Here is a 25,019-nt window from a genome sequence, read left to right on the forward strand (position 1 = left end):
ATATTATTTATATCCAAAATTGTAAAAGAATAGTATATAATAAGAAGAGATTTAAAAAATATATTTGATTGATTATAATTTGTTTATTTTAGGTAAATTTAATTTAAAGGTTTGAGAGGTAAGTTTATATGGGGAAATTTAATAGTTATGCTTTTTCTATGAAGGAAAATGAATTCTGGTATGGACCAATTGTTAATGATGGGGGAAAGTATCCATTGAGTTTTAACTCAAATTACGAAGCTAATATATATCCAAATGAGAGTCCTAACCAAGTAAATACATTGCTTATTTCAAATAAGGGGAGATACATATGGTGCAATTCTGGATTCAAATTAAAAGTTTCTAAGGGTGTTATAGAAATGATTACTGAAGAGGAAATACCACAATTATATGAGGTAGGAGAAAATTTAAAGGATGCTTTTTTACATGCTTCTAAAAATTTTTTCAATGCTAATGGTAAAGTACCACCTAAAAATTTCTTTACTAAACCACAATATAATACTTGGATTGAGCTTTTATATGATCAAAGAGAAGAAAAGATATTGGAATATGCTAATTCTATAATTAAAAATGGTATGCCTACGGGAATAATAATGATTGATGATGGATGGAGCGACTATTATGGAAAATGGAGATTTAATGGTGAGAAGTTTAAAAACCCTAAGAATATGATAAAGAAACTACATGAATTAGGGTTTAAAGTAATGTTATGGACATGTCCTTTTATAACTTCAGATACACAAGAATTTAGATTTTTAAGGGATGAGGATTGTTTAGTTAAAAATAAAGATGGATCTGTTGCAATAAAAAAATGGTGGAATGGATATTCAGCGGTTTTGGATTTGACAAATCCAAAAGCTGTCAAATGGTATTGTGATCAAAATGACTTCTTAGTTAAAGAATATGGAGTTGATGGTTTTAAATTTGATGCTGGGGATGCGAGTTTTTATAGTAATGATGATTTAACATATAGAGAAATAGAGGCAAATGAGCAAAGTAAGCTTTGGGCGCTTTTAGGGTTAGATTATGAATATAATGAATTTAGAGCTTGTTTCCAATGTGCAGGATTACCTTTAGTACAAAGGTTAGCGGATAAAAATCATAGCTGGGAATATAATGGAGTCTCTTCACTTATTCCTAATCAATTAGCGCAAGGAATTTTAGGATATGCATACACATGCCCAGATATGATTGGGGGAGGCGAGTATCTTAATTTCTTAGAAAATAGTGATAATCTAGATGAAGAATTGTTTGTAAGATATGCTCAATGTGCGACACTTATGCCAATGATGCAATTTTCAGCAGCACCATGGAGAGTACTATCTAGAGAAAATTTTGAACTATGTAAAGATGTAGCTTGGAAACATGTGAAATATTCAGAATATATTTATAGCTTAGCAGAAGAATCTAGCAAAACTGGAGAACCAATAGTTAGGTATATGGAGTATGAATTTCCTAATGAAGGTTTAGAAGGAATTCAAGATCAATTTATGTTAGGACCCAAATACATGGTGGCTCCAACTATTAAAAAAGGGGTAATAAAAAGAAGTGTGAAATTCCCAAAAGGGAAGTGGAAAAGAGAAAATGGTGAAATTATCATAGGTCCTGTAATTAAAGAAATGACTTCATCTATAAAAGAGGTTTTAATTTTTGAGAAAATAGATTAAATAAAAATCCCTTAGAATTATAATTGAGATAACTTATAATTCTAGGGGATTTGTTTTATATTCTTTAAACTTCGTAATCAACAACAACCCTTGAGCTTGCTACTTTTTTTACGAAAGAACCTGCTTTTACATGATCAGGATTCTTTTGATAAGAGTCTAAATCCTCTAAAGAATTAAATGTTGAGTATAAAACGATGTCGTAAGCTTGTTCTGATTTATTAACATCTATTCCAACTTCAAGAGCAACTATTTCCTTAATTTTTCCTTGTAAGTCTTCTAAAGAATCTTTTATTATTTTAGCATTTTCAGCCTTTGAATTTCCTTCAGCATCATCTTTTAGTTTCCACATAACAATGTGTTTTATCATAAAATCAACTCCTTAAATATATGGTTTATTTGCTAAATAAAATAATTTTTAATAAGTTAATTATATAATAATCTTCATTAGAATAAAAATATATAGTGATATTGTGTTATAAAGGGGGAAATTAAAAATTGAATAAAAAGAGAATTGGTGCGATTTTATGTGGTGTTTTTATGATGAATATTTTATGTGGAACTAATATTAGAATTGCAAAAGCCAATGAAATAAAAAATTCAAGTAATGTTTCAAATGTAAATCTAGCTTTGGGAAAATCAGTTGAAGTTTCTGGCGTAGAGTCATCAAGTAATTGGCAAGGTGATAAGGCCGTAGATGGAGATTACATTACAGAAGATTCTAGATGGTCTAGTGCAGAAGTAACATCAGTTCAACCACAATGGCTTATGGTTGATTTAGGAGAAGAGTATGTTATAAATAATATTAATATACGGTGGCAGAATTTTGCATATGCAACAGAGTTTAAGATACAAACATCTGCTGATAAGGAAAATTGGAGAGATATAACAGAAACATTAACTAATCCAGTAGGTAAGAATGAAAACGATAAAAATAAGGTTAATAAAGCTAGTTTTGATAATGAAGAAACTGCAAGGTATGTAAGAATATTTATTACTAAGAGAAATCAGTGGACAAGTGTTAGTATTAGAGAGTTTGAGGTTATGGGATATAAACTTTTTAAGGGAAATGTAGCTGAAGGGAAAGAAACAAAGGCATCAGCTGTGGAAAATAATAATTCAGAGTGGACTTCTAACAAAATAGTTGATGGAGATACTACTTCAGATGATTCAAGATGGTCTAGCCCTACAATGACTGTAGAGTCCTCAGAAGATAGTCATCAATGGGTATATGTTGACTTTGGAAAAGTTTTAGAGATTGAAAGTGCCAAAATACATTGGTACAAAAAAGCTTTTGCAGAGGATTATAGTATAGAGATTTCAGATGATGGTAAAGAATGGACAGAGATTAAAAGAGTAAAGCATAATCCTAGCAATGATGTGAATAAAGTGGATGAGATTGTTTTTGATAATAAGGAAAATGCTAGATATATAAGAGTTTATATAAGGGAAAGAAATGCTAATGCATATAATAATGTTTCTATAAGAGAGTTAGAAGTACAGGGAACAGAAAAAATAATACCTGATTTTGATCCTTCTTTAGAACAGGTTGCAAATTCAATAACTTCTTTGTCAGAAGTAACAGTAAGTGATGAGATGATTAAGTTCCCAGAAGTGCCAGAGGGCTTTGGTATTAGGTTAAGAGGAAGTGAGTTTAAAAATGTAGTAAGTAATGAAGGAGAAATAACAGATTCTAATATAGAAGATAGAGATGTTAGTTTGTTGTTTGAAATTTATAAAGAGAAAGAGCCAGAAAAGACTGTTGAAAAGAGTTTAAATTTAAATGTTCCAAATAAAGCTTCTTTAAATGAAGATTTATTCCCTCCAGTAGAGAAGGGAAATGAAGAACCAAAAGTAATTCCAAGTCTTCAAGAGTGGTACGGATTAGAAGGTAATTTTACTTTAACAGAAGAGTCAAGAATATTAATTAATGATAGAAATAATGTAGGTTTAATGAAGGTAGCTAAGCTATTTAACGAAAACTTAAAGGACTTTAAAGGAATTGAGCTTGATATAGTAGAAGTTTCATCAGATTCAGAAGTTAAAAAAGGAGATATTTATATAGAGTCTCAATTGGAAGATCAATATGAAGTTGGAGAAGAAGGATATTTTACACAGGTTCAAGATTCTATAAAGATATACTCAAGTTATTACACGGGAGCATTATATGGAACAACAACCTTACTTCAAATATTATGGCAGGATGAAAATCATGATGAGATACCATGTGGAGTCATTAGAGATTTCCCTAAGTATGAAATTAGAGGAGCTATGCTTGATGTAGCAAGAATGCCTATGAGAATGGAGTTTTTAGAGGATTATTCCAAGATATTGTCATGGTATAAGATTAATGAGTTCCATATACATTTAAATGACAATCAATGGGCTCCATCGGGGACAAATTATAATAAGCCAGAAAGTTGGGATTCAGTTTATAATGCCTTTAGATTAGAAAGTAAGAATCATCCAGGATTAAAGCCTAATAATGATGATTTAAACGATCCTTATTATACTCAAGAAGAGTTTATCAACTTACAATTAGATGCTATGGACAGAGGTATGGAGGTTGTACCAGAAATAGATACACCAGCTCATTCACTTCCTTTTACTAAGTATAATAGGGAGAAGGGTACACCTATACATTCAGAAAATTATTGGTTTGATCACATAGATATAGATAATCCAGAGGGAGCTAAGTTTATAAAAGAATTATTTGATGAGTTTTTAAATGAGGAGAATCCTGTTTTCTTAGGAGATACAGTTCATTTGGGAATAGATGAGTATGATACAAGGGTAGGAGATAAATTTAGAAAATATGCAGCAAATATGTCACAATACTTAGTGGATAAAGGAAAAACACCAAGAGTTTGGGGATCTTTAAAACCTTTTGCAGGAGATACAATACTTCCAAAAGAAACTGTTATAGATGTATGGAGTTTAGCTTGGGAAGATCCTAAGGCGAGAATTGAGGAAGGATACAAGGTTGTTAATGTTCCACAGCCATATACTTATATAACTCCTTCAAGATGGCATAAGGATTTTATGGATACTCAATATGTTTATAATAATTGGGAGCCAAATCAGTTTAATGCAAATACATTTGTGCCATTAGGAGAGCCAAATCTTTTAGGGGGAAAAATGGCTATTTGGGGAGATGAATCCATGGAAGGAATAGTAGAGGCTGATTTACATGAAAGACTATTACCAGCTGTTGCTACTATTAGCGAAAAGATATGGAGAGGAAATAAAGCGGATAAAGATTATACGGAGTTTATGAAGACATTTAATAAATTAGATGAAGGACCAAACACTGAGGTTTCAAGAGAAATTGAAAGTAATAGTGATGTGGTTATAGAATATGACTTTGAAAATGAGGAAAATGTCTTAGATAAGAGTGGTAACGGATATGATGGAAATATTCAAAATGGAGAAATTAAGGAAGAGAATTCAAATAAATATTTAAACTTTAATGGTAATACAGTGATAGAAACTCCACTTAAGGCTCTAGCTTATCCATATACAATTTCTTTTGATGTTAAGGTTGATGAACTTGGAAAGGTTATGAATCTTTTCTCAGGATATGAAGGAGAATTGAAAGTTTTAGAGGATGGAACTTTAGCTATAAGAAGAAGTTTTTATGAGCAAAATTTTGATTATAGATTGAAAGAAGGAGAATGGACAACTATAACCTTAGTAGGAACCTTTGAAAACTTATCTTTATATGCTAATGGGGAGTTTATACAACAACTTCATAGTTATAGAAAACATGATAATAGCATTATAAGTGGACAAGAATTCCTAACCTCCTTTGTTTTGCCTTTGGAGAAGATTGGAGAAGGTTTAGTAGGTAGCATGGACAATATTAAACTTTATAATAGAGTCTTAGCAGATGAAGCTATTGCTGGAGATGAGAGTTACAAGGTGAATCTAGCTTGTGGAAAAGATGCATATTCTTCTTCAAATGATTTATTATACACCAATGAATGGAGAGCAACTGATGGTAATATTAAAAATGAGGGTTCTAAGTGGGTATCTAAGAATTCAGATAACCAATGGCTTATGGTTGATTTAGGAGAAGTAAAAGAAATAAATGAAATATTAATAAGATGGGGAAATCCAGCAAAAGAGTTTTCAGTTGAAATATCAGAAGACGGATATCAGTGGAATAAGATTTCTACACTAAATAATAATTCGGAAAATTTAAATTCCATAACATTTGGAGAAAAAATGGCTAGATATGTGAGAGTTAATTGCTCTAAGAGAAATAATAATTCTTCATATTCAGTTCTTGAATTAGAAGTATATGGACCAGAAAAAGAGAAAGGTTTACTAGGAGATTTTAATAAAAATGGAGTAATAGATTTAGGCGATTTAGCATTAGCTTCTAAATATTATGGACAAGAGAAAAAAGAGTGGGATTTAGATGGAGATAATATTATTACAGAGTATGAGATTAATTTTATATCAAACAAACTATTAAATTAGGTTGAACTGAATTATAAAAGATTAGTCAATTTATCTTAATAAGATAAGTCTTTGAGGCTGGGATCAAATCATTAAATAAATTTTATGAATATATCTAGAAAGTTACTTTAGATATTTTTATAGTATTTGTTATTGAATTTTGACACAGCCTCTTTTTATTATATTTTTTAATTTTAATAATCTTAATATTAGGCTATGTTTTATGTGAATGTTGATTTTAGCTAGTCCTTCAGACCTAACTAAAAATCAATACTAGTTTAAAACAGCGCCTAATATTAAAAAATATAAGTTTGTATCGGTATAATTTGAAGTTTTCATATGATATGGTATTTTATAAATATATAAAATTGAGAACTTATTGGGAGGAATAAATCATGAACTGTAATAAGATAATTTATACACCGGGACCTACTAATTTAAGTGAAAATACTAGAATGGCTAGAGCTTTAAAAACTACTAATCCAGATGTGGATTTAGAGTTTGTTGAGTTTTATAAGGAGACATGTGATAGATTTGGAGAAATTATAAATACAAAAAATGATTGCTATATACTTTGTGGAGAGGGAATTTTAGGACTAGAAGCAGCATGTGCATCCATAACTGAAAAGGGAGATAGGGTTTTAGTACTTGATAATGGATTATATGGAAGATGGTTTGATGGATTTGTAACTATGTATGGTGGAGAAGTAACTTATTTTTCAGGAGACTATACTAATGAGATTGATGTTGAAGCTTTATCTAAATTTTTAAAGGAAAATAATGATTTTAAATATGCTACTATTGTTCATTGTGATACTCCAACTGGTGTTTTAAATCCAGTAGATAAGATTTGTCCTTTACTTAAAAGTTATGGAATTTTAACTGTTGTTGATTCTGTTTCTGGAATGGTAGGAGAAGAGTTAAGGGTCGATGAGTGGAAGATTGATATAGCCTTAGGAGGTTCACAAAAGGCATTTTCAGCAGAGCCAGGATTGACTATGGTAAGTATAAGTGATGATGCAAGAGAAGCTATGGAAAATAGAGAAACTCCAGTGGCTGGATTTTATTGTAATTTAAATATATGGAAAAATTACTACAAAGATAAATGGTTCCCATATACAATGCCAACAAGCGATATTATATCACTTAGAGTTGCTATAGATAATATTTTAGATGAAGGAAAAGAAGAGATTATTGAAAGACACAGAAAAATTGGAGAGGCAACTAGAAAAGCACTAAAAGAATATGGTTTAAATTTATTCTTAGAAAATGGATATTCAAATACAGTTACAGCTGTTGAAATACCAGAAGAAATAGATGCTTTAAAATTAAGAGATTATTTAAACAAAGAGTATAATGTATTAATGTCAACATCCTTAGATAAATATGAGAATAAGTTATTAAGAATAGGACATATGGGAGAAAATGCAAGAATTGAAAGTATAGCTATAGTCTTAAATGCGATTGATAATAGTTTAAAGAATTTAGGTTTTTATAGTGATAAAAGTTTAGTAGATTTATTTATGAGTAATATATAAAAATTATGGGTTGTCTTTATTTAAGAAGAATTTTGTTTGAATTTAGCTAAAAATTTTAAGAGGGAATTTAGAATATAAAACCTCAAAAAGGGAAAAATTAAATTGTATTTATGTTTATTAGAAATGGAAATTAATAAACTATAAAATTTAATTTTTGAGGTGAAATTTATGGAGCTAAAAGGAAGTAAAACAGAAAAAAATCTTTTGACGGCTTTTGCTGGCGAGTCACAAGCAAGAAACAAATATACCTTTTATGCAGAAAAAGCTAGAAGACAAGGGTATAATAAAATAGCTGATATTTTTGAAGAGACTGCGCATAATGAAATGGCTCATGCAAAGATTTGGTTTAAGTTTTTACATGATGGTACAGTTGGTGAAACTGTAGATAACTTAAAAGATGCAGCAGGTGGAGAAAACTATGAGTGGACAGATATGTATGCTCAATTTGCAAAAGAAGCAAGAGAAGAAGGCTTTAATGAAATAGCATTCATACTAGAAAAAGTAGGAGAAATAGAAAAGCATCACGAAGAAAGATATCTAGAGTTACATAATCTGTTAAAAGATGGTGAAATATTTAAAAAGGATGAAAAAGAGTTGTGGAGATGTCAAAACTGTGGATTTATTTTAGAAGCAACAGAAGCTCCAGAAAAATGTCCTGTTTGCCATCATCCAAAATCATATTTTGAAATAGTTTGTGATAAATTTTAATTATAGTATTTAACAAGGATTAAATTATATAATTTTATAGAATTAACTTCTTCCGCAAATTAGTATTAACTATAAAATGCTTTTTTTAATCCTTTTTAAATAAATTGAGATCAAGGTTTAGGTTCTAAAATTTTCCCTAACCTTGGTCTTATTTATTTTATATTTAAATATATTTTTGTACAAAATTTAACTATTAAAAATATGAACCATAAAACTAATATTTGTCCACTTTACACTTAATTGCTTATAAGATATCTTTAAAATATAGAATATAGATGAATCTAAAGAAAAGAAGCTCATTAATTTTGGTTATTAATGTACAGCTCTAAAGATTTATTTTATAAGTTTTAAATTTATCAAGGGGTGAGATGAATGTTATTTCAGATAAATGAACGTAAGAATATTGTAAACGGTTTGTGTGAGAAGTTAGAGAAGGCAATATATAATGTGGTTGCACCTTTAGACATAGATATGTATATCACTAAGGAACCAGTAAGTTATGAAAATAGATTAACTGGAGAGCATAAAAAAGGAGTTATAGGAGAGTCTTGGGGAGAACTTTGGGACTGTGGTTGGTTTAACTTCAAGGGAGAAGTACCAGCAAGTTGTGAGGGAGAAAAGATTGTTCTTTTAATAGATGTAAGTGGAGAAGCCTTTGTTGTAGATGAAAAAGGAGCTCCTATGAGAGGTCTTACAACTTTAAATTCAGAGTTTGATTTAAGTCTGGGAATGCCTGGTAAGAGAGAAGTTCCTATGTTTGATAGAGCTCTTGGTGGAGAAGTCATTGATGTATGGGCAGATTGTGCTTGTAATGACTTATTCGGTAAATATAGAGACAATGGAATTATAAAAGATGCATATATTGCAACTTGTAATGAAGAAGTAAAAGCTCTTTACTACGATATAGAGGTTTTACATGAACTTATGAATCAACTTCCAGAAGAGAGTGCTAGATACCATACTATATTAAATGCTCTTTATGAAGCATCAAAGGTATTAAGTATTAAAACTGGAATGAGTGGATGTGATTTCTTAAAGGATGGAGTTGTTACTCAACAAGAGGTTACAATCCTAAATGAAGAAGAAGTTAAAAAAGCTAGAGAAATATTAAAGAAAGAATTAGATAAAAAAGGTGGAGATCCTTCACTTTCAGTTTCAGCTATTGGACATGCTCATATAGATTTGGCTTGGTTATGGCCAATAAGAGAAACTATAAGAAAAGGTGCTAGAACATATTCAACAGTTTTAGCTAATATGGAAAAATATCCTGAGTATGTATTTGGAGCAAGCCAACCTCAAATTTATGAGTGGATGAAGGAATACTACCCAGATTTATATGCAAGAATTAAAGAAAAAATAGAAGAGGGAAGATGGGAAGCTCAAGGAGGTATGTGGGTTGAACCCGATACTAACGTTCCATCAGGAGAATCTTTAGTAAGACAATTACTATATGGAAAGAGATACTTTAGAGAAGAGTTTAAAAAAGAAATGGATACTTTATGGCTTCCAGACGTATTTGGATATTCAGCAGCTCTTCCACAAATTCTTAAAAAGAGTGGCGTAGATTATTTCATGACAATTAAATTATCATGGAACAATCACAATCAATTCCCACATCATACATTTTTATGGGAAGGATTAGATGGAAGTAAGGTATTATCACATATGCCACCAGAAGGAACTTATAATAGTTCAGCCGCACCAAGAGCAGTTGCTAAATCAGAGAAAGCTTTCTTAGATAAAGGTTTATCAGATGAGTGCTTAATGCTATTTGGAATTGGTGATGGAGGCGGTGGTCCTGGAGAGGAACACTTAGAAAGATTAAGAAGAGAAAGAAATATAAATGGAATAGCTCCAGTTAAGCAAGAGCCTTCAAGTAATTTCTTTAAGAGAATAGAAAAAGATATAGATAAATATAGCGTGTGGAGTGGAGAACTATACTTAGAGAAACATCAAGGAACTTACACTACACATGGTAAAAATAAAAAGTATAACAGAAAGATGGAAATAGCTATTAAGAACTTAGAATTAGCAGCAATGCAAGCTAAGGTTTTAGGAAAAGGAGAATATCCTCAAGCTGAAATAGAAAAAGTTTGGAAGGAAGTTCTTTTATATCAATTCCACGATATTCTTCCAGGTTCATCAATAGGTAGAGTTTATGATGAGTCAGTAGAAGCTTATGAGAAGATGCTTGCTAAAGTAGAAGGTATGACTGAAAAGTTATATAGAGATATTTTAGAAAGTGCAGATAGTAAAGAAGAAGGAGCTATATTAATCAACTCATTATCATGGAGCAGAGAACAATGGATCAAGCTTTATGACAGATGGACAAAGGTTCAATTAAACTCTTTAAGTGGAGAAATAATCAGAAAAGAAGAAGTTGAGCCATATTGTGAAATTTCAACTTTAAAAGTTTCTGAGAATAACTTAGAAAATGGATTAGTTAAAGTTGAGTTTAATGAAAATGGAACAATTTCAAGAGTTTTCGATAAAGAATTAAATAAAGAAGTTTTAAGAGATGAAAAAGGAAATGAACTAAGAGTTTATGAAGATAATGGAGATGGCTGGGATTTCTCAGGTGTTTATGAAGATAGACCATCTCAAATATTTGAATTAGTAAAATCAGAAGTTATTGTAGATGGACCAAAAGCTACAATTAAACAAAGCTACAAGTATGGAGAGTCTACTTTAGTACAAGAAATAAGTATTTTAGAAGGTAGCAAGAGAATTGACTTTAGGACAAAGGTTGATTGGAAAGAAAATGGTAAGATGCTTAGAACATCTTTCAATACTAATGTTTATACTAGAGAAGTAGATTGTGAAATCCAATTTGGTACAATAAAGAGACCAACTCATGGAAATACTTCATGGGATATGGCTAAGGGAGAAATCTGTGCTCAAAGATGGGTAGATTTATCACAAAGAGATTATGGAATTGCTTTAATAAATGATTCTAAGTATGGACACAATGTTTCAGAAACTAAGATAGACTTAAATCTATTAAGAAGCCCAGGATATCCAGATCCAAATGCAGATAGAGGAGAGCATGAGTTTACTTATTGCTTATTCCCACACAAAGGTGATTATATTGAAGGAAATGTTGTTCATGAAGCTCATGAAGTTAATGCTCCAATTCAAGTAATATACAGTGAAAACTTAGGTGAAAATCTAGTTAAAGAAGCAATGGCTTCAATAGATTGTGAAAATGTAATAATTGATACAATTAAAAAAGCAGAAGATAATGATGACATGATAATCAGATTATATGAGTGTCACGGTGAAGATGCTAAAGTTAAGGTTAATATAAATGTTCCATATGCTAACGTAGAAATGGTTAATTTAATAGAAGACATCATAGATGGAAAAGAATTAAACAAAGAAACAATGGAACTTACGTTTAAACCATTTGAAGTTCATACTTTAAAAGTAACATTAAAATAACTAAGAATTTAAGTAATATTTATATAGAAGATGATACTAACAGTAACAATAAGGGAATTAAAAGAACACTTCTTATTACTTAAAGAAGATAGCAAGCAATAGCTTGCTTAGGGAAACTAGGTATTATGAAAAGGCAACCTTTAAGGGAGGGTTGCCTTTTCTATTTTTAGTAAAAATCAATAATTAAAGTAGAAGTATTAAAGAAATTTACAAATTTTAAGTTTAACTAATAAATAGGGGGAAGGGTATGAGAAAAATAGTAGCAATAGATGTAGGTGGAACATTTATTAAACATGGAATAGTAAGAGAAGATGGAGAAATTATTAAAGCTAATAAATCAAATACAAATAAATTAAATATTGAAGAATTTCTCAATACTTTAATAGGAATAGTACATGAATATAAGAAATAAGAAAACATAAGTGGAGTTTCTATAAGTATTCCTGGGTTTGTCCATAATAAAAAAGGAGTAGTGAATAATTGCACAGTATTTAGGTTTATTGAAGGATATCCTTTAAAAGAAAATTTAGAAAGGCTATTAAATATTCCAGTATTAATTGAAAATGATGCTAATTGTGTTGCGCTAGCTGAAAAATTCACAGGAAGTGCAATGAATTGTGACGATTTTATTTGTATAACTATTGGAACTGGTATAGGTGGAGGAATATTTCTAAATGGGGATTTAATTCGAGGAAAAGAATTCAAAGGGGGAGAATTCTGTTACATGATTACAAAAGATGAAGAAGGATATATGACTTTAAGTGATAATTCTTCGTTTACAGCACTTTCAAGAATGTATTGTGAGTATATGGGTTTAGATTTATCTATAAATGTTTTAGGAACTAATATATTTGAAGAAGCTAAAAATGATGTGAATGTAAGCTTAATAATAGAAAAATGGTACGGAAATATTGCTAGAATGATCTATAATTTATCATCAATATTAAATCCAGAAAAAATACTTATTGGTGGCGGAATAAGTTTAAGAGAAGATTTATTAGAAAGATTAGAAAATTCATTAAATAAAATACCAAAGTGGAAGTTTGTAAAATGTAATATAGACCTTTGCAAGCACAAGAATAATGCTGGTATTATAGGCTCAGCTTATAATTTCTTTTCTGAAAATATCAGTTAAATTTAAGTGCTAGATTAGGGGAGAGACTTGAGTATTACTTAAGCAGATTAAGTTTATAGTAAAAAGTTTTGAATTTATAGGGGGATTTTTTATGAAGTATGGAGTAATAACAACTTGGAGAATGGGTATAGACGGAATAAATGAAATTGAATCAGATATGAAGAGCGGGCTTAGTGCAGGTGAGGCTGTTGAAAAAGTCATAAATGTTGTTGAAGATTTTGAGTTTTTTAAATCAGTTGGATATGGAGGTCTTCCAAATGAATGTTGTGAGGTTGAACTAGATGGAGCTTATATGGATGGAGATACCTTAGATGTGGGAGCTGTTGCTTCAATTAATAATTTCGCAAATCCAGTGTCTATAGCAAAGAAATTAAGCGAAAGAAAAGTGAATTGTTTCTTAGTTGGACAAGGAGCTAATGAGTATGCAAAGGAAGAGGGCTTTGAAGAAAAAGATATGCTTACAGAAAGAGCAAGAGAGTTTTATGAGGAAAAGAAGAAGCTAATATTAGAGAAAGGATTAAGCCCATATGATGGACATGATACTATTGGCGCAATTGCCTTAGATCAAAATGGAAAGATGGTTGTTGCTACATCTACTAGTGGATTATTTATGAAAAAGAGAGGAAGAGTTGGAGATTCACCAGTTATAGGCTCAGGGTTTTATGTTGATAGTAAAGTTGGAGGAGCAACGGCTACTGGTTTAGGGGAAGACTTAATGAAGGGATGCATTTCCTATGAAATAGTTAGACTAATGGAAGAAGGCATCACTCCTCAAGAGGCTTGTGATAAGGTTATTATTGATTTGAATAGAAAACTTATTGAAAGAAGAGGACAAGCAGGAGATTTATCTGTAGTTGCTATGAATAAAGATGGACAATGGGGTGTTGCAACAAACATAAAAGAATTTACTTTTTCAGTTTTTACTCATGAAGAGGAACCAACAGTTTATATTACAAACTTAGATGAGAATGGAAAAACACTATATTCAGTTGCTACAGAGGAATGGCTTAATAAATATTTAGAAAGAATAAAATTGCCAGTAAAGAATTTAGTTACAAATTAAAGAGCAAGATGATTTTAGTATATAACTAATAGGACATGTAGATATTGTTTTGTAAGGAGAAGGGTGGATTTTTCCACCCTCTAATTTAATAGAAAAAGATATAAGTATTTAAAATTATAAAGAAATTTTTGTGAAATTATAAAAATTTGTAATTTTAATATTTTTTATGCTTCTAAAATATTAATTAATAGAAAGATAGAAATATTATATTAGAAAAATACTAGTAAATTTAAATTTTACTAATATTTTAATTTGTTTTTAAAATTTATTATTCATTAAAAAAGTTTTATAATGAACGAAAAGAAATTTATTGGGTTATTGTGAAAAAAATACTAAATATTACAAGAGTATTAGCTATTTTGAATTATATGAATTTTATATTGTAAATTAAAAATTATAATAAGTTTTGCTTTAGGCAAGTTAATCAACGATATTAATGATTTAAGTTACAGAAAGTAAGAAAAAATATTTAATTTGATATTTTTGATTAGCCTGCCGATTGAATTCAAAATTATTATATATTCAAGTATTATAAAGTATTAATGCTCATTTAACTTAATAGATTAGAAAATTTAGGAGGAGAATTAATATGAAATATGTAGCAATTAAAGATATTTTTGAAAAGGAAAACGAAAATAATTTTGAGGAATTTAAAAATTTTATAAAGGAATTTGGATTAGATGACGATTTTTTTGATATAACATCTAAACATACTGAAGAAAGATTAAAAGCTTTAATATCAGCAGAAATTGATGGGAAAAGAGAATTAGCAGGAAAGCTATTACTTATTTTAGAAGAAGCAAAAAATAAAAGAGAAGCTACTGGAGAAGTTTATTCAAATAAAACAATAGTTAGTGATGCGCAATTAGAAAAGTTATATGATAAATTAAGTAAGTTTGTTCAAAACTATGAAAGACACGATAAAGAATTTCAACATGAAAAACAAATAATAGAAAAATGGTTAAGAGAAATAGAAAATGAGATAAAATAGAAATATACATAGTTTATATATTTAATAATGGGACTATATCAAAACTTAATAATAAAACTTACAAAAATATTCTGAGAATTACTAGATTTTGCTAAGAATTTATAGTCATTATTCTGAAAATTATCTAGATATTTTCTTCGTAATATTTGTAAGTTTTATTAAAAAGTTACTTTGATATAGTCCCTTTTAAATTTTTACTAATGAATTTACTAAGTCTTTTCAGAGAATATTGATTTTTAGATTCACATTATTTAACGTGGGTCGGACTTTAATATTGCATATTGTGATACAGTACAAAAATCTCCTTTATGATTTATCATATTTATCACCTCTCATAACCCATAATTTAAATCTATTATATACCCGTAATGATAAATTGCAATAATTTCCATGGTGATTTAAAAGTTTTATAACTTTTAGATTTAATATATGGATTTTTAAGTAAATAGAATTTATTTATTGTTCTTAGTGAATGAATATACATATTTTAAACATAATTAAGGTTTAAGCTATAGTAGTAGAATATTGTACTTAAGATAAAAGTCATATATAATAATGTAAACGTAATTAATTTGGAAAAATAAAAGCAATATGAGAAAAAAGAGAAGGGATGATTTGAATGGATAATTTTACTTTTTATAATCCTACTAAAATCAACTTTGGTAGAGGTGTTGAATCTTCTGTTGGAGAAGAAATTAAGAATTTAGGTGCAAGCAAGGTACTTTTCCATTATGGTGGAGGAAGCATTATAAAAAATGGTCTATATGATAAAATTTTAGATTCTTTAAATAAAGCAGGACTACATGTAATAGAACTTGGAGGGGTTAAACCTAATCCTAGATTAAGCTTAGTTAAAAAAGGAATAGAACTTTGTAAAAATAGCAAGGTTGATTTTATACTTGCAGTTGGTGGAGGAAGTGTTATAGACTCAGCTAAAGCTATAGCTTTTGGAGTTTTTTATGAAGGAGATGTATGGGATTTCTTCACTAAGAATTTAAATATAGAAAAGGCATTACCAATAGGCACAGTACTTACAATTCCAGCGGCTGGAAGTGAATCAAGTTCAGGAACTGTTATAACTAATGAAGATGGATGGTATAAAAAATCAACAGGATCACCACTTTTATATCCTAAATTTTCAATGTTAAACCCAGAATTGTGTGTTACTTTACCAGAGTATCAAATAGCTGCAGGAAGTGCAGATATTCTAGCTCATTTAATGGAAAGATATTTTACAAACACAAAAAATGTAGAACTTACAGATAGACTAATTGAAGGAACAATGAAAACTGTTATAAATAATGTTCCTAAGGTATTAAAAAATAAAGAAGATTATGATAGCTTTGCAGAAGTTATGTGGTCTGGAACAATAGCTCATAATAATATTCTAAGTACAGGAAGAGAAACAGACTGGGCATCACATAAAATAGAACATGAGTTAAGTGGAATATATGATGTAACTCATGGTGCAGGTTTAGCAGTTATATTCCCAGCTTGGATGAAATTTGTTTATAAGCATGATTTAGATAGATTCAATCAATTTGCTACTAGGGTTTTTGATGTTCAAGTTGAAGGTAAAACTAAAGATGAAATTGCTTTAGAAGGAATTAAAAAACTTGAGGAATTCTTTAAATCAATAAATCTTCCAACAACTTTAAAAGAGTTAGAAATAGGAGAAGATAGATTAGAAGAAATGGCTAAAAAATGTACAGATAATGATGCGTATACTGTTGGTAATTTTGTCAAATTAAATACAGCTGATGTTTTTGAAATCTACAAATTAGCATTATAGTACATGAATTTAGATTCTTTATAATTTAGATAAAATGATAACTAGAAAAACTATAAAAATAAATAGATTCAATAAAGAAAATATTTATGCTTAGATTTTAAGGGATACAAGTTATTAATACTTTGTATCCTTTTATTTAGTTAAGTTATTGTAAATGTTTAAATTTTTTGCTAGTATCAGTTTGAGGAGAGGAGGAGTTAAGTATAATAAAAATTAAAATTGTACTTAGCGTAGTATGATGTTAAATAGGGAGTTAGCTCAAAATATAGTTAATAAAATGATGGAGGTTATTCCTTACAATGTAAACATAATGAACAATAAAGGGATAATAATAGGAAGTGGTGATTCAAGTAGAATTGGAACTTTACATAATGGAGCTCTAGAAGCATTAGAGGTAAAGAAAGTAATAGAAATATCTAAGGATGAAGATAAGGTCAAGTCTGGAGTAAATTCACCAATATTCTTTAGAGACAAGGCTATAGGGGTTATTGGTATAACTGGAAATCCTAAAAAGGTTAGGCAATTCACACAACTGGTAACGGTTACTGCTGAACTTTTAATAAATCAAGAGTATACCTTAAATAAACATATAATAAAGGAAAGACTAAAGGAAGAATTCCTTTATGAATGGTTATATTTAAAAGAATCTTATGATTTAGAATTTATACAAAGAGGTGCTAATGTAGGTATTAATATTTCCTTAGATAGAATAATTTTAGTTTTAGAGTTTGAAAAAGATGAATTCAAAGAAAATGTAAAAATGGTAAAGAGATTTATAAAAGAAGATGAGTACTATATAAATTTAACTTCAAACAGAATAGTTATGATTTTATTAGATAATAATTTATTATATAAGCGCTTAAAGGAATTAAAAGAAATGATTATGAATATGAACTCTAGAATAGGACTAAGTGCAAGACATAAAATTATTTCTAAATCAATGAATGAAGCTGTTGAAGCAGTTGATATAGGAAAAAAATTATATAAAGGTGAATTCTTTTATGAGTATTCAAAGGTAAAGGTTTTTAGTTTTTTAGAGAATTTTCTTAATGAAGAAGAATGGAAGATTATAAGAAACAGGATATTAAAAGAAAATATGGGAGAAGAACTATTAGAAACCTTTACAGCTTATATGAAGCATAGTGGAGAGAGAAAAAAGACGGCAGAGTCACTACATATACATAGAAATACATTGAATTATAGGCTGGAGAAAATTGAGGAAATAACAGGATTAAGCTTTGATAATTATTTGGATTTATTTCAATTTATGATTACATACATAGTAAATGAATTAAAGTAAAAGTATAGGTTTTCTTTGTGCATATGCATAAAGAAAACCTTTTTAATTAGGAAAATTTAATAATGATTTTAAAAATGAAAACTTATACAATGAAATTCGTCAACAAATTTAAGAATAAGTTAGGTCTTAGATTTATTAAGAAAAGGAGGATTTTATTGTGGACGTAACAGTTACAGCTTTAGGCGCAGTGATTGCATTAGTTGTTGCAATTACTCTTATTATAAAAAAGGTTCATCCAGCATACGGACTTATATTAGGAGCTTTAATAGGTGGACTTATTGGTGGAGCAGGACTAACAGGAACAGTTAATTTAATGATGGATGGCGCAAAAAATATGATGCCTGCTATCTTAAGAATACTTACAGCAGGGGTACTAGCAGGGGTTTTAATTGAATCCGGTGCCGCAGCAAAGATTGCAGAGACAATAGTTGAGAAAATAGGAGAATCAAGAGCTCTTATAGCTTTAGCCATAGCTACGATGGTATTAACAATGGTTGGAGTTTTTGTAGACGTTTCAGTAATAACAGTATCTCCAATAGCTTTAGCAATAGCTCACAAATCAGGTTTAAGTAAATCAGCTATATTATTAGCAATGGTTGGTGGAGGTAAGGCAGGAAATATTATGTCTCCAAACCCAAATACAATTGCAGCTGCTGATAACTTAGGAGTTTCATTAACAAATGTTATGATAGCAGGTATTATACCGGCTATATTTGGTGTTATAGTTACATGCATATTAGCAAGTAGAATAAAGAAAAAAGGTTCTTTTGTTAACTTAGAGGAACGTGTGAAAGAAGCGGCAGATATGCCAGGATTCTTACCAGCTATGGTTGGACCGTTAGTGGCAATAATATTATTAATGTTAAGGCCATTAGCAGGAATAGCTATAGACCCATTAATAGCCTTACCAGTAGGTGGTCTATGTGGAATAATAGCTATGGGAAAAGTTAAATATATTAACCAATACGCTACTTATGGACTAGCTAAGATGAGTGGTGTTGCAATCCTTTTAATAGGAACTGGAACTTTAGCAGGAATAATTGCTAACTCAGGATTAAAGGATGTTATCATAAACGGAATAAATACTTTAGGTTTACCAAGCTTTATGTTAGCTCCTGTTTCAGGAATACTTATGTCAGCGGCAACAGCTTCTACTACATCAGGAACAGCGGTGGCTACATCAGTATTTGGACCAACAATCGTTCAACTTGGAGTTGCACCACTTGCTACAGCCGCTATGATACATGCTGGGGCTACAGTTTTAGACCATTTACCACACGGTAGTTTCTTCCACTCAACTGGTGGTAGCGTAGCAATGGATATGAAAGAAAGACTTAAGCTTATACCATATGAGTCTTTAGTTGGATTAACAATGACAGTTGTATCTACTATAATATTTGGAATAATATTAAAATAGTTTTTTAGAAAAGTATAGTTTGGTGTTTATTAAAATGCCTAATTATACTTTTCACATATAAAATATAAAAATTCTATATTATATTTTAAAGTTTAGACTTTGATTTAGGTAAGTCAAACTTATTTAAAAAGGAGTAAGAATTTATTAAGGAATGTAATTAAAAATAGTAAAAGAATTAAATTAAAATATTTTTAGTAAGCATAATGAATTTTAAAATAAAAATTAAGAGAAAGTATCTTACAGGAGGAAACATAGATGAAATTTGTATTAGCGCCAGATTCATTTAAAGAAAGTATGACTTCAATGGAAGCTTGTAATGCCATGGAAAGAGGAATTAAAAAGGTTTTTAAAGATGCAGAATGTATAAAGGTTCCTATGGCTGACGGAGGAGAAGGAACAGTTGAGGCTTTAGTTCATGCAACAGGTGGAAAAATTGAGACTTTAAAGGTTACAGGTCCATTAGGAACAGAAGTAGAAGCTTTCTATGGAGTATTAGGTAATGGGAAGACTGCTGTCATAGAAATGGCAAGTGCTTCAGGAATTCAACTTGTTAAAAGAGAAGAGAGAAATCCTTTAATAACAACAACTTTTGGAACTGGAGAAGTGATAAAAGCAGCTTTAGATGAGGGAATAAAGCACTTAGTTATAGGAATAGGTGGAAGTGCCACTAATGATGGGGGAGTAGGAATGCTTCAAGCCTTAGGTGGAAAAATTTTAGATAAAGAAGGAAATCAAATAGCTTTTGGTGGAGGAGCACTAAAGGATATAGAAAGTATAGATTTAACTTCTTTAGATGAGAGGTTAAAGGGTGTATCTATAGAAGTTGCTTGTGATGTAACTAACCCATTAGTAGGAGAAAAAGGAGCATCAGCAGTATTCGGACCACAAAAAGGAGCGACTCCAGAGGTAGTTAAAGAGTTAGATAATAACTTAACTCATTATGCTTCTATAATAAGTAGAGATTTAGGAAAAGAGGTTTCAAATATAGAAGGATCAGGAGCCGCTGGTGGTCTTGGAGCAGCTTTATTATTACTAGGTGGAGAACTTAAAAGAGGTATAGAACTTGTGATAAAACATACAGAGCTAGCTGAGAAAGTAAAAGGAGCAGACTTTGTATTTACAGGTGAAGGAAGTATAGATGATCAAACTATATATGGAAAAACTCCAATGGGAGTAGCCACTGTAGCTAAGGAAGGTGGAGTTTCCACAATAGCTTTTGCAGGTAAAGTAGGAGATGGAATAGAAGGTCTTTATGAAATAGGAATAAAGAGCATATTTAGTATAATGACTGGAGTTTCAACTTTAGATGAAGCTTTACAAAATGGAACTAGGAATTTAGAGATAACAACTGAAAATGTAATTAGACTTTTAAAATAAAAAATAATATGAATTAATTTATAATGAGTGAAAATAAAAAGTATCTAATTTTTATTTTCACTCTTTTTTATGAATTATTTTTCAATAAAATTAATCTATTTCAGATTTTAATATTCGTTATTATTTTAATATGTAGGAAAAAGAAATGTATTAGAACAATAAACAAGTTAAACAATAGGAATGGAAAATTGTATAATAGTTATTTATTATAAATTAGGATAACGAATGAATATGTGGTATAACTATAGAAGATCATAAGTTTTAAAACAAAGGAGATAAACATAATATATGAAATTTAATGAATTTAATTTAAGTGATGATATTATTAAGGCCCTTAATAATTTAGGATATAAGAACCCTTCAGAGGTTCAGGAAGCTTCAATTCCAAAGCTTTTAGAGGGAAGAGATATAATAGTTAAATCTCAAACTGGTAGTGGTAAGACTGCAAGTTTTGGAATACCTATTTGTGAAAAAATAAATATTGAAGAAAAAAATGTTCAATGTTTGGTTTTAACACCAACTAGAGAACTTGCAATTCAGGTTAAAGATGAGTTAGCTAATATAGGAAGATTAAAAAAGGTAAGATGTGCGGCCATATTTGGTAAACAACCTTTTAATGAGCAAGTTAGAGAACTTAAACAAAGAGTACATATAGTAGTAGGAACACCAGGAAGAGTATTTGACCATATGGAAAGAGGAACTTTAGATTTAAGTGAAGTTAACTATGTGGTAATAGATGAAGCGGATAAGATGCTTTCTATGGGATTTATTGATCAGATAAAAGACATATTAGGAGGATTAAGATTAAATAAGACAACAGCCTTATTTTCAGCAACTTTTTCTAAGGAAATAGAAGAAGTGTGTGAGGAGTATATGAGAAATTCTGTTCTTTTAGAAGTTAAATCAAAGGTATTTAATAGAGATAGAATAGAAGAAAGTGTAATTGAAATAGAAGAGAAAAATAAAGAAAAAGCTTTATGGAAGACTCTTTATGCTAATCATCCAGAAAGTGCTATAGTTTTCTGTAACACAAGAAACAAGGTTAAAGCCGTTTACAAAATGCTTAAGGATGAAGGAATAACTTGTAATGAACTTCATGGAGACATGGATCAAAAGAAGCGTATTGAGGTTATGGAGAACTTTAGAGATAAGCACTTCAAGGTTTTAGTTTGTACAGACATAGCTGCTAGAGGAATTCATGTAGATAGTATAGAGCTTGTTATAAACTATGAAGTGCCAATGGAAATGGAAAGTTACGTTCATAGAATCGGAAGAACAGGTAGAGCAGGAAGAGAAGGAAAGGCTGTTACTTTTGTAAATAACTATGAAAAAAAATACTTAGAAAATATAGAAGAGTATATTGGGTATGAAATAAAAAAAGGAACTATGCCTACTGATGAAGAGGTTAAGGCTGGAAGAAATATATTTAAAGAAAGCCAAAGGATTCAATTAAAAGAGAGTAAAAAGCCTAAAAAAGAGATTCATAGTGATATAGTTAAAATACATGTTAATGGTGGAAAGAAAAAGAAAATAAGAGCTTTTGATATTGTTGGATGCTTTAGTAATCTTCCAGGATTAACTGGAGATGATATAGGAATAATAGATGTTCAAGATGGATTTTCCTATGTTGATATATTAAATGGAAAAGGAGAAAAAGTCCTAAAAAACTTTAAGGAAGTTACTATAAAAGGTAAAAAAGTTAAGATTCAAAAGGCTAGAAAATAAATTATTTATGTTAAATTATATTTAATAGAGTGATTAATTAGGTGTAATATGGTAAAATTAAGGTAAGATATACAAATAATATCTTACCTTTTTAATTTAAAAAAAGCTAAAGAATTTTATGGAGAGGTGGTCTATATGAAGAAAAAAGTTACTATCTCTATTACGTCTCTAGTTGTAGTTTTTTTAGTCTCTATAGCATATTTAGGATTATATGAAAATGATTTTATTGGAGAAAATAAATCATTAAATAAAGAAGTTATTACTCTTATAGAAAATGAAGAGGATAAAAAGTTAGATTTAACTTCTTTAAATAAAACAACAGCTTTTGAGTGGGATGAAGTTTACTTAATATCTCCATATGAAGATGTAAACGAATTTTTTACAAATGTAGATACTTATGCTCCAGAAAAAACATACAATTCAGAAATAACAGAAGTCTATATGTTAGCTTTTGTTAAGCATTCTGACAAGGGTGGTAAAAATAAGCTTATAGAATACACTTATATACCATCTAGTTATATTGATGTAGAAAAACTAAAAGATATGAAAGTTATAGAAGGAAATTACCATTATGTTAATGGGGATTTAGTTTAGATTTTAAGGAACTGTATCAAAACTTTAAATAATAAAACTTATAAATTCTTAGTGAAATTTAGCAATTCTCGGAATATGTTTATAAGTTTTATTAAGTTATTTTGATACAGTTCCTTAGTTTTATATTAACAATATTTTTCAAATATTCATATATTATTAAATTTAAAGGAGTATTATAAGTTAATGTAGAGTGCTATAATTTACATTGAAATTTTATAAGAAAGCATTTTTTAGTAAGGGGGGTTAATTATGCTTATAACAAGGGACAAAAAATTTTATAGGTTACTTTTTAGTATTGCCTTGCCAATAGCAGTACAAAACTTAATAACTTTTATGGTAAGCATGGTAGATACTTTAATGGTTGGAGCTTTGGGGGAAATTCAACTATCAGCAGTTTCTATAGCGAATAATTTATTTTTTGTACTTACGATTTTAATGTTTGGACTAGCTGGTGGATCTAATATTATGATTTCGCAGTATTGGGGAAAAGGAAACATTAAAACAATTCATAAAATTTTAGCTATAATGTATAGATTTTGTATAGCCTTAACGGGAATTTTTATATTTATAGCAGCATTTTTACCAAAACATTTTATGGGGATTTTTACAACAGATATGGCTGTTATAGATTTAGGAGCTAGCTACTTAAGAATAGTATGCATAGGATATTTATTCTATTCCATAACAAACTGTACAATAATGATGCTTCGTTCAGTAAAAACTGTAAGGATATCAATGATAGTTTACAGTGCTTCTTTAGTGGTAAATGCAATATTAAACTGGGTTCTTATATTTGGAAAATTAGGAGTACCAGAGCTTGGGATAAATGGAGCAGCAATTGCCACAGTATGTGCTAGAATAACTGAATTTTCAATAGTTCTAGTATTTATGTTTTTATATGAAAGAAAGATTGGGCTTAAGTTAGAGCATTTATTAAAGCTTGATAAAAATATTTTAAAAGACTATGTTGGATTATGTACTCCTGTGTTATGTAATGAGTTGCTTTGGGCAATTGGAGCTTCTATGATATCAGTTGTAGTTGGAAGAATGGGAACTGAGGTTGTTGCTGCCAATAGTATAAATGGAGTGGCTCACCAATTTGTAACAGTTTTTATTTTTGGTATGTCTAATGCTACAGCAGTAATAATAGGAAATACCATAGGTGAAGGTAAAAAGGAAAAAGCAAGAGAGTATGCCCATAGTGTTGGAATTTTCAGTGTTATTATGGGAATCATAGCAGGACTTATGATTTTATTTATAAAACCAGCTATTGTTAATTTCTATAATGTATCTGATAGCACAAAATTAATATCCATGGAAATAATGACTGTAACTTCTGGAATAATAGTATTTCAATCCCTTGCAAGCAACTTTATGATGGGTGTACTTCGAGGTGGTGGAGATGCGAAGTTTGTTTTAATAAATGATCTTATTTTTATGTGGCTTGTTGCTATTCCAGGAGGATTCTTTGCAGCCTTTGTTTTAGAACTTCCAGTTGCCTTGGTATTCTTAGTTATAAAATGTGATGAAATATTAAAGTCACTTGTCAGTGTATATAGAGTAATTAGTGGAAAATGGGTAAATGATGTAACAAAGGATTATGAATTTGAAGAAGCTCCATGTTAAGTTTAAAATCTTAAGTTTTATTTTATATTAATATTGATTTTCAGCTAAATCTTCAATCATAATTTAATTTTAAGTGAAAATAAAATTTTGAAGTTTGAATTTTGAAATTAAAAATTATCCATTTGAGAGGATGAAAAAAATTCTTTATAGAATAATATTAATTGTTTCAGAGTAATAGCTTAAA

General features: G+C 29.6%; 17 protein-coding genes. 16 read left to right on the top strand and 1 reads right to left on the bottom strand.

The genetic code is table 11. From position 1 onward, the window contains the following. Positions 1-128 precede the first annotated feature (128 nt). On the top strand, positions 129-1,667 hold the full coding sequence (locus AC2A4K_RS05465) for a glycoside hydrolase family 31 protein (protein ID WP_322503975.1): 1,539 nt from the start codon (positions 129-131) through the stop codon (positions 1,665-1,667). Positions 1,668-1,731: 64 nt separating this feature from the next. On the opposite strand, the gene AC2A4K_RS05470 is transcribed toward AC2A4K_RS05465, so the two are convergent. Continuing rightward, complete coding sequence (locus AC2A4K_RS05470; protein ID WP_322503974.1) at positions 1,732-2,034, bottom strand: Dabb family protein; 303 nt, start codon at positions 2,032-2,034, stop codon at positions 1,732-1,734. A gap of 128 nt (positions 2,035-2,162) precedes the next feature. Here AC2A4K_RS05470 and AC2A4K_RS05475 point away from each other — a divergent pair, with 128 nt between their 5' ends. From AC2A4K_RS05475 to AC2A4K_RS05545, 15 genes are all read left to right on the top strand, one after another. Continuing rightward, the gene (locus AC2A4K_RS05475; protein ID WP_322503973.1) at positions 2,163-6,149 is read left to right on the top strand and encodes a discoidin domain-containing protein; all 3,987 of its coding nucleotides are present in this window, start codon (positions 2,163-2,165) and stop codon (positions 6,147-6,149) included. 374 nt (positions 6,150-6,523) lie between these two features. Next, positions 6,524-7,666, top strand: a complete 1,143-nt coding sequence (locus AC2A4K_RS05480; protein WP_322503972.1) for a pyridoxal-phosphate-dependent aminotransferase family protein — start codon at positions 6,524-6,526, stop codon at positions 7,664-7,666. Between the two features lie 168 nt (positions 7,667-7,834). Beyond that, positions 7,835-8,374 carry a rubrerythrin gene (gene rbr / locus AC2A4K_RS05485; protein ID WP_322503971.1) on the top strand — a complete coding sequence of 180 codons (540 nt, stop codon included), beginning with the start codon at positions 7,835-7,837 and terminating at the stop codon, positions 8,372-8,374. Between the two features lie 372 nt (positions 8,375-8,746). Further along, positions 8,747-11,815: an alpha-mannosidase gene (locus tag AC2A4K_RS05490; protein ID WP_322503970.1), complete on the top strand. Its 3,069-nt coding sequence runs from the start codon at positions 8,747-8,749 to the stop codon at positions 11,813-11,815. 247 nt (positions 11,816-12,062) lie between these two features. Further along, the gene (locus tag AC2A4K_RS05495; RefSeq protein WP_322503969.1) at positions 12,063-12,227 is read left to right on the top strand and encodes a hypothetical protein; all 165 of its coding nucleotides are present in this window, start codon (positions 12,063-12,065) and stop codon (positions 12,225-12,227) included. Positions 12,228-12,233: 6 nt separating this feature from the next. Then, positions 12,234-12,950 (top strand): ROK family protein, encoded by a 717-nt coding sequence (locus tag AC2A4K_RS05500; protein ID WP_322504316.1) that lies wholly within the window; start codon positions 12,234-12,236, stop codon positions 12,948-12,950. 91 nt (positions 12,951-13,041) lie between these two features. Beyond that, a complete protein-coding gene (locus AC2A4K_RS05505; protein ID WP_322503968.1) occupies positions 13,042-14,013 on the top strand; it encodes a glycosylasparaginase in 972 nt (323 codons plus the stop codon). A gap of 589 nt (positions 14,014-14,602) precedes the next feature. Then, positions 14,603-15,004 carry a hypothetical protein gene (locus AC2A4K_RS05510; protein WP_322503967.1) on the top strand — a complete coding sequence of 134 codons (402 nt, stop codon included), beginning with the start codon at positions 14,603-14,605 and terminating at the stop codon, positions 15,002-15,004. 619 nt (positions 15,005-15,623) lie between these two features. Further along, a complete protein-coding gene (locus AC2A4K_RS05515; protein WP_322503966.1) occupies positions 15,624-16,796 on the top strand; it encodes an iron-containing alcohol dehydrogenase in 1,173 nt (390 codons plus the stop codon). Between the two features lie 238 nt (positions 16,797-17,034). Continuing rightward, a complete protein-coding gene (locus tag AC2A4K_RS05520; protein ID WP_322503965.1) occupies positions 17,035-18,096 on the top strand; it encodes a CdaR family transcriptional regulator in 1,062 nt (353 codons plus the stop codon). Positions 18,097-18,253: 157 nt separating this feature from the next. Further along, entirely contained in the window at positions 18,254-19,513 is a 1,260-nt protein-coding gene (locus AC2A4K_RS05525; RefSeq protein WP_322503964.1) for a GntP family permease, read from the top strand. 255 nt (positions 19,514-19,768) lie between these two features. Next, complete coding sequence (locus tag AC2A4K_RS05530) at positions 19,769-20,890, top strand: glycerate kinase (protein WP_322503963.1); 1,122 nt, start codon at positions 19,769-19,771, stop codon at positions 20,888-20,890. Between the two features lie 288 nt (positions 20,891-21,178). Then, a complete protein-coding gene (locus AC2A4K_RS05535; protein WP_322503962.1) occupies positions 21,179-22,615 on the top strand; it encodes a DEAD/DEAH box helicase in 1,437 nt (478 codons plus the stop codon). Between the two features lie 135 nt (positions 22,616-22,750). Next, positions 22,751-23,209 (top strand): hypothetical protein, encoded by a 459-nt coding sequence (locus AC2A4K_RS05540; protein ID WP_322503961.1) that lies wholly within the window; start codon positions 22,751-22,753, stop codon positions 23,207-23,209. A gap of 249 nt (positions 23,210-23,458) precedes the next feature. Next, complete coding sequence (locus AC2A4K_RS05545) at positions 23,459-24,835, top strand: MATE family efflux transporter (protein ID WP_322503960.1); 1,377 nt, start codon at positions 23,459-23,461, stop codon at positions 24,833-24,835. Positions 24,836-25,019 lie beyond the last annotated feature (184 nt).

The organism is Clostridium sp. LIBA-8841, assembly GCF_057782475.1.